The sequence below is a fragment of the Termitidicoccus mucosus genome, assembly GCF_038725785.1.
Lineage (GTDB): Bacteria > Verrucomicrobiota > Verrucomicrobiia > Opitutales > Opitutaceae > Termitidicoccus > Termitidicoccus mucosus.
On the sequence record NZ_CP109796.1, the window covers coordinates 4,395,485 to 4,411,303 of the forward strand.

Here is a 15,819-nt window from a genome sequence, read left to right on the forward strand (position 1 = left end):
TGCTCGTGACGGTCAGCGACTTGCCATCCCAGCCGCCGGCGTAGGTGCCGCTGCTGACGAAGTTGTTCGTGTCGCTGAGGCTGACGTTCACGTCAAAGCTGGTGCCGCTGGCGACGCTGAAATTGCCGTGGCCGTTGGCGGCGTCGCCGAACCACGCGAGGTTCACGCCGGCGACGTATTGTTTCGCGTCGGCGGTTTTGTAGATGCCGCCGTACAAATAATCCGGCAGGCTCGCGCCGTTGAAACCGGCGAGCGTCGCCGTCGCAAAGGTGCCGCTGATGGTGCCGGTGGTGGCGCTGATGAGGACTTGGTGGCTGCTGGAGACCACGGCGCTGGCGTTGTCGAAATTACCGCCCGGGCCGACGCCGCCGACGGTGATGGCGCCGCCGACGGTCGCGCTCGCCGCGTAGATGAAGGCGTCGTTCTCGCCGCGCCCGGAGGCGTCGAGGGTCAGCGTCGAGCGCGCGCTTTGCGAATACAGACCGCCGACGGTGACCAGGCCGCTGCCGCTGACGATCAGCGCGCCGGTGCCGGTGAACATGTAGTAACCGTTGTAAAAATCCTCGCCCGCGCTCAACCTCGCCGTGCCGCCCACGACGGCCGTGCCGGCGGAGCCGTTGTAGTTGCCGAGGATGATTCGATGGCCGCTGAGGCTGCCGCTTTCGGCGAGGGTCAGCGCGCCGATGCCATATTCGCCGACGGAGATGTAGTCATCCACCCGCCAGTACGCCGAACCGCCGACGGTGGCAGCGCCGGTGCCAGTGCCGGCGCCGATGACGGCGGCCCCGCTGTCAATCCTGCCGTTCCCGGTGAGTGTCAGCGTGCCGGTGCCGTAGTTTGCGACGTAAAGGCCTTCCACCGCCGTCAAACGGGCGGAGCCGCTGACGGTGACCACGCCGACAGAGTTGTCGGAGTTGCCGAGGTAAACCAACCTGCCGGCGTTGAGGCTGCCGCTCTCGGTGAGCGTCAGCGCGCCCGCGCCGATGCCGCCGACAATGAAATCCCTGGCACTGTTCCAAAACGCCGAGCCGCTGACGGTGACTTCGCCCCGGCCGCCCTGATGGTTGCCGAGAATCACATCGCTGCCGCTGTTGATGACGCCGCCGGCGGTCAGCGCCAGCAAACCGGTGCCGCGGTTGCCGACGTAGAAATCCCCGCCGGCCGCCAGCAGGCCGCCGTTAACGTTGACCGTGCCGCTGTCGGTGGCATTTGGGCCGATGACGACTTGCGAAGTGCTGCCCGTCCAGCCGGTGACTTCCAACACGCCGCCGTTGACGGTGGTGCTGCCGGTGTAAGTGTTCGAGGCGCTGAGAATGAGCGTGCCGCTGTTGCTGCTGGTCACCGTCAGCGAGCGGCCATCCCAGCCGCTGACGTAGGTCGAGGAACCGGCGAGGCCCATGGTGTCGCTGAGGGTGACGTTGACGTTGAAGCTGGTGTTGGGGTCAAGGGTGAAGCCGCCGTAGCCGTTGTTGGTGTCGCCGAACCACGCGAGTTGGGCGCCGAGGACGTAGTCGGTGCCGCCAACGGTGAACAGGCCGGCGGTGAGGTAGTCGCGCGCCGCGCCGACGCCGGCGATGCCGCTGACCGTGCCGCTGGCGGTGACGGTGACGCCGCCGGTGGTGTGGATGAGGACTTGGGCGGCGTCGGCGAGATGGGAGGCAAGGGTCGCGCTGGTGTCGAGCGCGGCGCCGGCGGCGCTGACGCTGACCGTACCGCCGACGGTCGCCGTTTGCGCGGTGACGAACGCGCCGCGCGAGCCGAGGGTGCCGTCGAGGGTGAGCGCCAGCGCGGAGCTGGCGGTTTGGACATACGAGCCGGTGACGGCGACGCTGCCGCTGTTGGCGATGGCGAGCGAGCCAACGCCGAGGGTGCCGCTGTTGTCGTAGCCGAGATACAAGTTGCCGCTGCCGCTCAACAGCGCGCTGCCCCTGACGCTGACCGCGCCGGTACCGGTGGTGGCGACGCCGATGGCGATGTCCCCGCCAACGCTGACGCTGCCGCTGTCGGTGACGGCCAGCGCGCCCGTGCCGTAGTAGCCGTTGTAGAAATCGCCCGCCACCGTCCACAAACCGCTGCCGCTGACGGTGGCCGTGCCGATGGCATTGGCGCCGAGGACGGCGTCCCCGCCGGCGCTGATGGTGCCGCCGCTGAGCGTCAGCGCGCCCGTGCTGCTGACACCGACCAAGAAGTCGCCGCCGGACGACCACAAGCCGCCGCTGACCGCCGCCGTGCCGCTGCTGCCGGCGCTATTGCCGAGGTAGCTGGCCCCGCCGACGCTGAGGGTGCCGCCGCTGAGGGTCAGCTCGCCCGCGCCTCTGAAGCCGACCAAGAAGACGCTGGCGAATTCCAACAGGCCGCCGCGCATGTCCACGATGCCGGTGCCGTCCGCGAGTTCGCCGAGACTGGAGTAGTAGTTGCCGGTGCCGCTGACGGTGCCGCCGCTGATGGTCAGAAGGCCCGTGCCACTGTTGCCAATGAAGAACTGGTTGGTCGTCAACAGGCCGCCGCTGACGGAGGCGGTGCCGGTCGAGCCCGCGAGGTCGCCGAGGGTGACGTGGTTTTCCACCGTGACGCTGCCGCTGTCGGTGAGGTTCAGCGCGCCGAAGCCGTTGTAGCCGACGACCAGATAGCCGCCCGCCAAGCCGCCGTAATCAATGGCGTTGAGCCAGCCGCTGCCGCTGACCGTGAGGGTGCCGCCGCTGTCAATCAGGGTCTCCGAGCTGGCGGCGATCATGCCGTTGCTGCCGCCGGTGGTGGTGGTGACGATCAGCGCGCCGCCGAGCACGAACGTGGTGCCGGTGTAGTTGTTCGAGGCGGTGAGATACAGCGTGCCTTGATTGGACGAGGTGACGGTCAGCGACTTGCCGTCCCACGCGGGGACGTTCGCGCCGGCGGCGTGGGCGGTGGTGTTGCTGAGCGACACGTCAACGTTGAAGCTCTCGCCGCTGTTCAAGGTGAAGTTGCCGTGGCTGGCGGTGGTGGCGGAGAACCATGCGAGTTCGCTGCCGAGCACATAATCCGTCCCGCCGGTGATGAACGCGCCGAAGGTCAGGAAGTCGCGCTGGCTGGTGCCGCCGGTGACGATCTTGCTGGCGAAGTCTCTGTTGTTGAAACCGTTTTCGGTGTGAATGAGGACTTGCGCGCCGTTCGCCAAGGCCGCCGCGCTGCCGCCGCTGACGAAATTCGCCGTGCCGGTGGCGTTGACCGTCAGCGTGCCGGAGAGCGAGGCCTCGTCCGCCGTGATGAACGCGCCGCGATAGCCGAGGGTGTCGGTCAAGGTCAGCGTCAGCGAGGAGTTTGCGTTTTGCGTATATTGCTGGGTGAGGGCGATGCTGCCGCTGTCGCTGATGGCGAGATTGCCGGTGGCGGTGGCGAGGTTGCCAACAGAAAAGTCGCCGGCAACATTCCAGAATGCCGTGCCGCTGACGGTGGCGCTGCCGACGGCGCCGGCGTAGTGGCCGATATTAACCTCGCCGCTGGTGATGCTGCCGCTGTCGGTGAGCGTCAATGCGCCAGTGCCATAATTACCGACGATGAAATCACCGCCGTTGTTAGCCCAGAACGCACTGCCGCTGACAGTGCCGCTGCCGATGGCAGTGGCACTGTCACCGAAATAAACATCATGGCTGCTGATGCGTCCGTTTCCGGTGAGCAACAACGCGCCGGTGCCGCCCTCGCCGACGGTGAAATCGCCAGTGACGCCCACGAAGCCGCTGCCGCTGACGGTGACCGCGCCGTGGCCGGTGCCGGTCAGCCCGGGCATGATGCCGGGGCCGGTCAGGCCGACCAAAATTTCGCCGCTGACGGTCAGACTGCCGCTCTCGCTGACGGTCAGCGCGCCGTCGCCGCCGCCGCCGATGATCACCTGGCTGCCCGCGTCGAGCCAGCCGGAGCCGCTGACCGTGACCGTGCCGCTCGCGCCGCCGTCCACGCCGACCGCCAGCGCCGCGCCGGCGGCGGAAGCGCCGGTGAGGCTGACCCGCCCGCCGCCAGTGATGCCCAGCACGCCCAGGCTGTTGATGCCAATGCCTTGGGCGCCGCCCCACAAGCCGACCATGATCGTGTTGGCCTGCCAGACGCCGCTGCCGCTGACGGTGGCGTAGCCGCTGCCGCCCATGTCGCCGATGATGTCGTGCCCGCCGCCGGCGACGCTGCTCACGGTGCCGCCGCTGACATTGAGGTAACCGGTCGCGCCGGGGTCGTAGCCGAGGCTGATGGCGGTGTTGCCGACGCTGGTCACGCTGAGCAGGGCGTTGTCGCTGACGCTGACGGTGCCGCTGCCGCCGCTGCTGTTGCCGACGACGAGGGTCAGGCCGCCGCCGTTCAAGCCGCCGCTGGTGCTGCTGAAGAAGGCGCTGGCGTCGCCGCCGAGGTTGAGGACGCCGACGCCGCTGTCGCCGATGACGGAGGTGTAAAAAGCGCCGGTGTTGCCGGCGACGAGGACGCCGCTGCCGTTGACGGCGACGGTGCCGCTGGAGCCGGCTTGCGCGCCGACGGTCAGCGTTTCGAGGACGCTGACGGTGCCGCCCTCGACCAGCAGTGCGCCGGCGGCGGTGTCGCCGATGATGGCGTTGGTGGCGGTCAAATACGCGCCGTCCGTGTTGATGGCGGTGGCGCCGTTGTCCACGTATAAATCGTCGCTGGTCCAGCCGCGGTTCACGAGCCAGCCGCCGAGGACGCGCAGGCCGGCGAGGTAGTTGGTGGCGCTGAGGATGAGGGTGCCGCTGTTGCTGGCGGTGAGCGTCAGCGTGTCGCCATCCCAAGCGGAGGTGTTGTTCGGGTTGACGGCGACGAGGCCGAGGCCGCCGGTGCCGTTCACCGTCAGCGCGTCAAGGGTGAAACTTTCTCCGCTGTTTAGCGTAAAATCTCCGTGCGCGGTGGCGGTGCCGCTGTACCACGTCAGTTGCGAACCCGCCACGTAGTCGGTGCCGCCGGTGATGAACGCGCCGAAGGTCAGGAAGTCGCGCTGGCTGGTGCCGCCGGTGACGGTTTTGGTCGCAAAGTCGCCGCTGATGGTGCTGGTGTGGATGAGGATTTGCGCGTTGTTCGCCAGGGCCGAGGCGCTGCCGCCGTTGACGAATTGCGCGGTGCCGCTGGCGTTGACCGTCAGCGTGCCGGCGCTGGTCAAGTCCGCCGCGCTGGCGGTGATGAACGCGCCGCGCGAGCCGAGCGTGCCGTCGAGGGTCAGCGTCAGCGTGCTGAGCGCGTTTTGCGAATAGGTGCCGCCGGCGGTGACACTGCCGCTGTCGCTGACGGCCAGCGCGCCGACGCCGTCGCCGAGCGACGCGGCGAACAGGTTGAACGTGCTGCCGACGATGACGCCGCCGGTCGCGTTCAACACCGCGCCGCCGCTGACGCTCATCCCGCCGGTGCCGCCCGCGCTCAGGCCCAGCATGACGTCGCCGGCGTTGACAACCGCGCCGCCGCTGAGGCTCACGGTGCCGGTGCCGGGCGCCGCCGCGCCGCCGCTGCCGCTCATGCCGACGCCGAGCAGCGCCGTGTTAATCGTGCCGCCGGTCATGGTCACCACGCCGGTGCCGGGGCCGTATTGGAAGAACGACAGGCCGAGGCCGACGTCCATGAAGCCCGCCGCCTCAATCAGGCCGCCGGTCATGGTCAGCGCGCCGCGGCCGAAGTTGCCGATGTTGAGCAGGCCCGTGGCGAGGGTGCCGCCGGTCATGGTCAGCGACGCGGAGCCGTCGTTGACGAGGCCGATTTCAAACTGGCTCCCGTTGGTGTTCCACAGGCCGCCGCTGATGGTGCCGGTGGCGACGCCGCCGAGGTTGGCGCCCATGCGCACCTCGCCGCCGCTGATGGTGCCGCCGCTCAGGACAAACGAGGCCGTGCCGCCGTTGCCCAGCCACGCTTCATTATAATTCACGACGCCGCCGCTGACGTTGAGCGCGCCGACGCCGCCAGTGCCGCCGATGTAAAGTTCGGTGTCGGCGCCGCCCAGCCACGCGCTGCCGCTGACGGTCAGCGTGCCGCTCAGGCCGGCGGTGGAGCCGACGACGACTGCCGTCGTGCTGCCCGTCCAGCCGGTGACGCTGAGCACGCCGCCGTCAACGGTGGTCGTGCCGCTGTAGCTGTTGCTGGCGCTGAGGATGAGGGTGCCGCTGTTGCTGGCGGTCAGCGTCAGCGACTGGCCGTCCCACGCGAGGATGTTGGACGGGCTTTGGTTGACGAGCGCGACATCCACGTCGAAGTAGCCGAGGGTGTTGGTGATGGTGAAATTGCCATGGGACGTTTCTGTTCCCGTGTACCACGTGAGCATCGCGCCCGCCACCACGTCGGTGCCACCGACCAGGGTGACGCCGTAGTTCAGGTAGTCAAAGTCGCTGGTGCCGCCGCTGAGGGTGACGTGGTCGAACCAGGTGCCGCCGACGCCGTTCTGCGTGTGGATGAGGAGTTGCTGGTTGCGGCCGACGTCGCTGGCCTTGGTGTCGGTGAGATAGATGATGCCGTCGGGGCCGGTGGTGCCGGTGTAGCCCGCGCTGCCGCTCAGGCCGGTGACCGCCAGCGTGCCGCCGAGCGTCGCCGCGCCGGCGGTGACGAAGGCGCTGCCCGGCGCGCGCCCGCTGGTGAGGTCGAGCGCCAGCAGGCCGCCGCCCTGGACATACTGGCCGTCAGCGTTGACGAGGCCGCGGTTGGTGATGTTCAGCGCGCCGGCGCCGAGGGTGAAGGTGGTCGCGCTCCAGTAGCCGCCGCCGCTGACCACGCCGGTGCCGCCGTTAATCAGCGCGGCGGCGTTGTGGTTGATGCGGCCCGCCATGCTGCCGCTGGTGGTGGTGACGACCAGCGCGCCGCCGAGGACGGTGGTGCCGGTAGCTGTTGCCGGCGCTGAGGATGAGGGTGCCGCTGTTGCTGGCGGTGACGGTCAGCGACGCGTCCGTGCGTAGCCGCCGCTGCTCTCGTGCCCGGTGGTTGTAGAGGTCGACGTCAATGTCGAAGCTCTCGCCCGCGTTCAGCGTGAAGTTGCCGTGGCTGGTGTCCGTGCCGGTGAACCATGACAGGACGTTGCCGATAATCAGGTCGGTGTCGTCGTTAATCTTCATGATGCCGAATTGCAAAAAGTCGCGGGTGCCGCTGAAGGCGGCGTTGAACGCGCCGCCGGTGCCGTCCACGACGCTGGTGTAGTTGTTGTAATCGCCGAAAATCGTGCCGTCGGCGTGCATGAGGAATTGCACCAGCGAGGTCGCCGTGTAACCGCTGGCGGTGCTGCCACTGGCGATGAGGTTGGTGTAGTTGCTGAGTTGCAGCGTGCCGGAATTATCAAGGAAAATGGATCCGCTGACGCTGATGAAGGTGCTGCGCGAGGCGTTGGCTAGGTCGAGCGAAAGGACGGTGTTCGCGGCCTGCGTGAAATCGCCCTCCGCGAGCAGTGAGCCGGGCGCGCCGATGGCGAGGGTGCCGCCGCTGAGGGTGGCGGTGCCGCCGACGGTGTTGGTCGCCCACAGCGTGAGCAAGCCGTCGCCGGTTTTGATTAAATTGACGCCGCTGTTGGTGGCGATGGAGTCGGCTTGCATGGCGGCGGAGAATTGGGAGCCGATTTCAGCGTCAGCGCCGGCGGCGATGTCAAACCACGCGCTGCCGCTCGCCACATACAGGAAGCCGCCCGCCGCGTCGCCGCCGCCCGTCGTGTTGCCGCTGACGTTCATCAGGTCGCCGGACGCGAGGTGGAGGATGAAGCTGGAGCCGGAATAAATCGCGCCGCCTTGCGAGCCGCTGACGTTGCCGGTGACGGTGACCAGCCCGAACGTGCCGGAAAGGGTGATGGCGCTGCCGAGGGTAAATCGCGCCGCTGCCGGCGCAGCTTGTTAACGCTGATGATGGGTTGCCGGTCAGGCCGCCGATGGTGAGGACGCCGGTGCCCTGACCGAGCCGGGGTCAATCTGCGGGTAGTCGGCGAGGACGGTGGACAGATAGTCGGTGATGGCCAGCGCGCTGCTGCCGACGTCGGCGAGTTGCGGTGATGGAAAACGCGCCGGCGGCGGTGGCGCTGAGGTGAGGTTGTTCGCCGCGTGGACGGCGCGCCGTAACCGGCGTGTTGCCTCGATGACGAAGGCGCGTAGCTGCTGCCGACGATGACGTCGCCGGCGATGGAGCCGATGGCGCCGGCGACGCCGTAGTTGCCGGACGCGCCGGTGGCGACGTTGTTGGTGACGGTCAGCGCGCCGGCGGACTGGGCGTCAATGACCACGCTGCCGAGCACCGCGCCGAGGGCGCCGACCGAGCGGCCGGCGGTGTTGGAATCAATAAAAATCGAGCCGTAGGTGCCGCTGACCGTCAGCGACTGGTTCGCGCCCAAGCCGCCGAAATCGCTGAACGCGGCGTTGTTGGTGACGATCAGCGCGCCGCCAGCGAGGGCGCTGATGAGGGTGCTGCCGTCGGCGGTGCCGAACGCGCCGTAGTCGCCGCCGGTGCTGGTGTTGTGGTCGAAGACGATGTCGCCCGCGCTGACGGCGTCGAGGGTGAGGTCGCGCTGGGCGTAAATCGCGCCGCCCCAGCTGCCGGCGGTGTTGGAGGCGAAGAGAATCGCGCCGTAGCTGCCGCTGAACATCACGTCCCGCGAGGCGTAAACCGCGCCGCCGTCGTTGTAGTTGGCGCCGGTGCCGGAGCGGTTGTGGCTGACGTTCAGCGTGCCGGCGACGGTGGCGGTGATGATGACGTCGCTGGAGGCGGCGGCGAGGCCGTCGGGGGTGGTGGGGGCGGTGCCAATGGCACCGCCGGAGGCGCCGGCGGTGTTGCCGGTGAAGTTGAGGTTGCCACCGGCCACGGCGCTGACGGTGACGCCGTCGTAGGAGCCGAGCGCGCCGCCGCCGCCGCCGGCGGTGTTGTTGGTCACGTCAATGTCGCCGGCGGTGGTCACGTCAAACGCCATGGCGCCATAGGAGCCGAACGCGCCCGCGAGGCCGCCGGTGGTGTTGGAGTCAATCAGCAGCGCGCCGTAGCTGCCGCTGACGGTCAGCGTCTGGTAGGCATAAAACGCGCCCGCGCCGCCCGCCGCGTAGTTGCCGGTGACGGCCAGCGTGCCGCCGGCGACGGCGTTGATGGCGACGCCGCCCTGCGACGAGCCGAGCGCGCCGGCGGCGGCGCTGGCGTGGTTGCCGCTGAAGGTGATGTTGCCCGCGCTGACGGCGTCCATGGCGATGTTTTGCTCCGCCCAAATCGCGCCGCCGTAGTAGCCCGCGGCCGCGGTGTTCGAGGCGAAGATGATTTCGCCGAAGCTGCCGCTGAAATTCAGCGCGCCCGCATACAGCGCCGCGCCGTTGCCGGCGGCGTAGTTGCCCGCCGCCGCCAGCGTGCCGGCGACCTGGGCGGTGATGGCCAGCGTGCCGGTGGCGCCGGTGGCAATCGCGCCGTTGCCGATGGTGCCGGTGCCGAGGGCGACGCCGGCGCCGCTGGTGTTGGAGACGATGAGGAAGTCGCCGAAAGTGCCGCTGAGGTTCAGGTTGTTCCGCGCGAACATCGCCGCGCCGTCAAACGCGGCGGTGTTGCCGGTGAAGGTCAGCGTGCCGGAGGAGACGGTGAAATTGAGCGCGTCGGCGGAATAAATCGCGCCGCCTTGCGAGCCGGTGGCGACGTTGCCGCCGAAGGTGAGGAGGCCGGAGCTGCCGTTGACCGTCAGCGTGCCGGTGCTCGCGCCCATCGCAATCGCGCCGCCGCTGCCGGCGGTGTTGCCGGTGAGGAGGAAATTGCAGTCGTCGAAATCAAGCGCGCCGTTGCCCGCGAAATACATCGCGCCGCCGAGGTTCGCGCCGCTGACGCTGTTGCCTGCAAATTCCGCGTGGCCCTTGATATTATAAGCGCCGCCCGCCTCGACAAATACCGCGCCGCCGTTGCCGTTGTAAGCGGGGGCGGTGACGGTCAGCGTGGCGGTGGTGCTGCTTTGCGCGAGGTTGCCGGCGGCACCGGCGGCGACATATTGGCGGGCGCTGAGGGTGGCGCTTTGGTTGAACATCAGCGTGCCGCTGCTGGTCGTGCTGTTGAAAACGATGAGCGTGCTGGAGTTGATGGCGTCGGCGGCGTTGGCGGTGGCGGCGGAGGCGAGCAACGCGCCCTCGATGATGACGGTGCTGCCGGTGTAGGCGTTCGACGCGCTGAGTGTCAGCGTGCCGCTGCCGAGTTTGGTCAGCGTGCGGCCGTCCCACGCGGCGCCGCTGGCGTTGGTGGTGCCGAGGTCGGCGTTGGTGTCGCTCAGCGTCACGTCCACGTTGAACGCCGCGCCGTCGCCGAGAGTGAAGTTGCCGTGGCTGACGCTCGACGCGCTAAACCACGCGAGGCCGAAACCGAGCACGTAGTCCTGGTTGTTGTTGACCGCGTACGCGCCGCCGGTGATGTAGTCGGGCAGGCCGCCGGGCGGGAGGCCACTGATGATGAGGTTGGCGAAGCTGCCGCTGATACTGCCCGGGGCGGCGGTGTGGAGGAGGAGGACGCTGTTGTTCGTAAGCAGGCTGGCGGCGGTGCCGGTGACGTTGACCTCGAAACCGGTGACGGTCAGCGAGCCGTCGAGGGCGGCGGTGCTGGCGTTGATATACGCGCCGCGCCCGCTGTCGCGGTTGGCGAGATCAATGAACAGGTTGCCGCCGCCTTGCTGGGTGTAGGCGCCGCCGAGGCTCACGCTGCCGCTGTCGCTGACGCCCAGCGTGCCGCCGCTGACGGTCAGGCTGCTGCCAATCCAAATCGCGGTGCCGCCGACGCTCACGCCGCCGCTGCCGCTGACGGTGCCGCTGGCGGCGTTGAGGGTGGCGCTGTTGTTCAAACTGACGAGGCCGCCGCTGACGTTCAGCGCGGTGGCGCTGACGGCGGCGGTATCCTGCGCGTTGAGCCAGCCGGCGCTGACGGTGAAGCTGGTCGCGCTCCACGCGCCGGAGCCGCTGACGGCCGCTGTGCCGCTGTCAATAATCGCCGCCGCGCTGTTGTTGATGCTGCCCGCACCGCTGCCGCTGAGGGTGGTGACGAAAAATTCGCCTGCGCTGACGGTGGTGGTGCCGGTGTAGTTGTTGCTGGCGGTGAGGAACAGCGCACCGACGCCGGTCTTGGTCAGCGACCGGCCGTCCCACGCCGCGCCGGCGGCGGGAGCGGCGCTGTTGTTGCCCAAAGAAATATCCACGTCGAAGGACTGGCCGTCATCGAGCTCAAACACGCCGCTGCCGAGGGAACCCGACGCCTGCCACGCGAGTTCAAAGCCGACGTAATAATTCGTGCCGGTGCCGACGGGGCTGCTGCCGTCGTTGCTGGCGAAGCCGTCGAGAATGATGAATTTGTAATTGCTGGCGGCGGCGCTGCTGACGTTCTTGACGGCGAAATCGGAGCCGCCGAAGCCGCCGCTGGTGCTGATGATGAGCGTGCTGCCCTCGCGCAGGCCGCTGGCGCTGCTGCCGCTGGCCGCGCCGTTGAACGAGACGACGTTCAGCGTGCCGCCGAGCACGGCGCTGCCGGCGTAGATGAAGGCGTCGTCCGGGCCGCGCGTGGTGGAGTCGAGGATGGCGAGCAGTTGCGCGCTGTCGTTCTGCGTGTAGATGCCGGCGACGTTCAGCACGCCGTTGCCGTTGACGCGCAGGGCGGTCGCCAGGCCGGGGGACGCGTCCGCGCCGTTGATGAAATCGCCGCCTACGGTCAGCGTCGCGTCGCCGTCGCTGCCGGTGCCGCCAATCCACACCGCGCCGCCGCCGCCGCCCATGTTGATAATCACGCTGCCGCTGACGCTCATGCTGCCGCTGTCGCCGACAATCAACTGGCCGTAACCGTCCGCGCCGGCGATGACGCTGTTGGTCACGCTCCAGTAAGCGTGGTCGGACACATACGCCTGCCCGAAGCCGCCCGCCTCCGCGCCGATGACCACCCGGCCGCTGCCGGTGATGCTGCCGCTGTTGCCGACGCGCACGACGCCGGTGCCGCTGCCGGCGATGACCATGCTGCCCGAACCGGCGTTCCAGTAAGCGGCGGACGCGGCGTCCGCGCCAATCCCCACGCCGCCGAACACGCCGGCGGCGTGGCCGATGACGACGGCGCCGTTGGTGACGAGGGTGGAGTTGCCAAAACTTTCCAAGACGCCCTGCGCCTGGTCGCCGACCGTCAGCGTGCCGCCGGTGGCGAGCGTGGCACCGCCGCTGAGAGTGACGAGGCCGTCGCCCGCCGCGCCAATGTCCATGCCGCCGGCGCCGACCTGCCACAGCGCGCTGCCGCTGACGCTCACGGTGCCGCTGCGGCCCGCCGCGCCGCCGACGACGGCCCGCGTGTTGCCGTCGGTGGTGCCGGTGATGTTCAGCGCGCCGCCGCTGACGGTGGTGGTGCCGGTGTAGGTGTTGCGGGCGCTGAGGGTGAGGGTGCCGCTGTTGCTGGCGGTGACGGTCAGCGATTTGCCGTCCCACGTCGCGCCGCTGGCGTTGGTGGTGCCGAGGTCGGGGGTGGTGTCGCTGAGGATGACGTCAACGTCGAAACTTTGCCCCGCGCCGAGGGTGAAGTTGCCGTGCGACGAGGCGGGCGCGTCGTACCACGCGAGGCCCAGCCCGACGACGTAATCACGGTCGCTGTTGGCCTTGTGCGCGCCGAGGTTGAGGAAATCATAGCCGGTCGCGCCGCCGACATTGGCGATGAGGTCTCCGGTGATGCCGCCGGTGGTGTGGATGATGGTGTAGGAGCTGTTGGAAAAATCGCTGGCGGCGCTGCCGGTGAGCGCGCCGCCGGTGAAGCCGCTGAGGGCCAGGTAGCCGGCGAGGGCGGCGGTGTTGGCGGTGATAAAGGGGGCGTTCGGCGCGGCGGCGTTGAGGCTGATGGTCAGCGTGCCGGTGGCGTTTTGCGTGTATGCGCCGGTGAGGCTCAGCGAGCCGCTCTGGCCCAGGCCGAGGTTGCCGCTGTTGGTGAAGTTCGCGCCGCGCCACAACGCGGTGTCGCTGACCGTCACGCTGCCGGGCGCGCCGATGGTGGCGTTGCCGTTTTGCGTGTAGATGCTGCCGGTCTGGTTCAACGTCAGCGACGCGCCGCCGCCGGCGCCGACGGTGAAGCTGCCGTTGTTGTTATACCAGTAGCCGCTGCCGCTGACCGTGCCGGTGCCGTGGCTGCCGGCGTTTTGGCCGAACGTGACGTTGTTGGTGGTGACGGAGCCGCTGTCGGTCACGACGAACGTGCCGCTGACGGAGCCGCCGACGGTCAGCGTGGGCGCGTTCCACCAGCCGCTGCCGGTCACCTCGCCGATGCCTCCGTCAATCAAGCCGCTGCTGTTCGTGATTTGGCCGAGGACGTTGAGCGTGCCGCCCCGCACTATCGTGGCGCCTTGGTAATCGTTCTTCGACCACAGCGCCAGCAAGCCGCCGCCGGTTTTGTAAATGTTGACGCCGCTCGCCGCGCCGATGCTGTCGGTCTGGTTGGCAACGGAGGTTTGGCTGCCGATTTGCGCGACCGCTCCGGAGGCGATGTTGAAGACGCCGCTGCCGCCGTTGATGAAAACGAAGCCGCCGTTGGCGTTGCCGTTGTTCGCCTTGTTGCCGGTGGCGGTCAGCGTGCCGGTGCTGACGTTCAGCGTGAATGCGCCGGTGCTGTAAATCGCACCGCCGTTGTTGCTGGAAGTGTTGCTGGTGAACGTCAGCGCCCCGCCGGTGACAGCGTCGCTGACCGTCAGCGCGCCCGCGCCGTAAATCGCGCCACCGCCCGCACCGTAGGTGTTGTGGTTGCCGGAGAAATTCACGCTGCCGCCGGTGGTGAACGCCACGGTGCCGCCCGTGCCGACGCTCATCGCGCCGCCCTCGGTGGCGGTGTTGCTTTGGAACAAGTAGTAGCCCTGTCCGCCGACCAACACGCTGCCCGCCGAATAAAGCGCGCCGCCACCGCCGCCGCCGTAGCTGCTGACGTTGCCGGTGAAGGCGAAGGTGCCGGTGGTGGCGCTGAGGATGACGTTGCCACCGCTTTCGATGGCGCCGCCGTTGCCACCGCCGTAGTTGCCGCTGATGCTCACCGCCGCCGCCGTGCCGCCGATGCTGACGCCGTTGACGCCGCCGTAAATCACGCCGCCGCCGCCGTTGCCGCTGGTGTTGCTGGCGAGGAGCAGCGTGCCACCGACCAGCGCGTTGAGGATAACTCCTTGGGCGCCGTAAAACGCGCCGCCGCCGCTGCCGCCGCCGGCGTTGTTGCCGGTGGCGAGCAGCGAGCCATACGCGCCACCGAAACTCACGACGCCGCCGGAGGAGTAAATCGCGCCGCCGCCGTTGGAATTGGAGGTGTTGCCGGTGAACGCCAGCGCGCCCGCCGCAGTGGCGCTGATGGTGACGTTGCCGCCGGCGAGAATGGCGCCGCCGTTGCCGCCGTTGCTGCTGTTGGAGCCGAACACGATGGCGCCGTAGCTGCCGCTGATGCCCATGGCGTTGCCGGCGCTGATGGCGCCGCCGCCTTGCGAACTGTTGCCGCTGAAGCTCAGCGTGCCGCTGACCAGCGGGCCGATGAAGATGCTGCCGTTGCCGGCGGCAATCGCGCCGCCGCTGCTGTTGGTTTTGTTGTTGGCGAAAGTGACGCTGCCGTAGCTGCCGCCGAACACGAGGCTGCCGGTGATGCCCAGCCCCGAGCCGACGTAGAGCGCGCCGCCGCTGGTGTTGGCGTAGTTGCCGGTGGCGGTGAACGCCGCGGCGGTGGCGCTGATGATCATGGCGTTGTTGGCGTTCCACGCGCCGCCCTCGCCGATGGCGGTGTTGCTGACGAGCAGGATGTTCGCGTGAGTGCCGCCGACGGTGAGGACTTGGTTGGAATACACCGCGCCGCCCGGCCCGCCCGACGCGGCGTTATTTTGGAACGCCAGATTGCCGCCGCTGTTGCCGAGCAGCGAGATGTTGCCCCACGCGAGCATCGCGCCGCCCGCGCCGCTGCTGGTGACGTTGTTGGCGAACAGCATGTCGTTCACCGTGTTCGCGGTGAAGCCGATGGCGGAGGAGGCGAAAATCGCGCCGGCATTGCCGTTGGCGGTGTTGCCGGTGAAGGCGATGCCGCCGAAATTGCCGCCGACGTTCACGTTGCCCTGCGTCGCGTAGAACGCGCCGCCGCCGCTCTGCGCGAAGTTGTTGGCGACCGTCAGCGAGCCGGTGCTGCCGACCGCCGCGTTGCTGATGCTGATGCCGCCCGCCGAGCGAAACGCGCCGCCGAGGCCGCTGGTGGCGCGGTTGTTCGCAATGTTGATGAGGCCGTAGGAACCGCTGAGGGTGATGTTCGCGCTGCCCGCGGTGCCGGTGTTGAACGCGCCGCCGTAGCTGCCGCTGGTGACGTTGCCGGTGATGACCAGCGAGCCGGTGGTGACGCTCAGCGCGATCCCGGTGGCGCCGTACATTGCGCCGCCGTAATTGCTGGCGAAGTTGTCGAGAAATTGAATGGACTGGGCCGCGCCGCTGAAGGTGATATTTTGCCCCGAACTGACCGCGCCGCCAGAGGTGTAAGTGTCGTTGGCGGTGTTGGAGGTGAAAATCAAATTACCCGCGGTGATGCCATTGCTAGCGATGAAGCTGATGCTGCCGGTGGTGTAAATGAGCGATGAGTTTTTGTTGCCGAACTGGCCGAGGTACCAACTATAGTTGTTTTGCGCCTGCAACCCGGCGCCACTGCTGGTGAAGGTCCAGGTGCGGGCTTGGTCACGGTAACTGGGATTGGGTCCGTACTCCGACTGCGTGCCGGAGGAAACTGTCGTATTCGCCGCCGCCTGCGCGAAGACGGACGAAGGCATTAAAAACAGCAGCAGCAACCCACACTCGCCGGCCTGCCCGAATATTTTTTGAAGGTTCATATTTTTCTCCTTTTTACAGACCCATCACTTTAAATATCCCGAAGTTCCAAGTAAGCGCG

The 15,819-nt window shown here is 68.2% G+C and carries 3 protein-coding genes (1 of these 3 running past the window's edge); all 3 read right to left on the reverse strand.

The genetic code is table 11. The features are described from left to right. Tightly spaced (each overlapping or abutting the next), the 3 genes in view from OH491_RS15370 to OH491_RS15380 form a layout consistent with a single transcriptional unit that may run on beyond the window. Nucleotides 1-6,772: the start of an autotransporter-associated beta strand repeat-containing protein gene (locus OH491_RS15370; protein WP_342750567.1), read on the reverse strand. Its footprint begins 14,684 nt before the window's first position; only the first 6,772 of its 21,456 coding nucleotides appear in the window; its start codon is at nucleotides 6,770-6,772; its stop codon lies off the left edge, out of view. After that, nucleotides 6,732-7,658 (reverse strand): hypothetical protein, encoded by a 927-nt coding sequence (locus tag OH491_RS15375; protein WP_342750568.1) that lies wholly within the window; start codon nucleotides 7,656-7,658, stop codon nucleotides 6,732-6,734. Before OH491_RS15375 ends, OH491_RS15370 begins: the two co-directional genes overlap by 41 nt. Then, nucleotides 7,658-15,760, reverse strand: a complete 8,103-nt coding sequence (locus tag OH491_RS15380) for a beta strand repeat-containing protein (protein WP_342750569.1) — start codon at nucleotides 15,758-15,760, stop codon at nucleotides 7,658-7,660. Before OH491_RS15380 ends, OH491_RS15375 begins: the two co-directional genes overlap by 1 nt. Nucleotides 15,761-15,819: the final 59 nt, after the last annotated feature.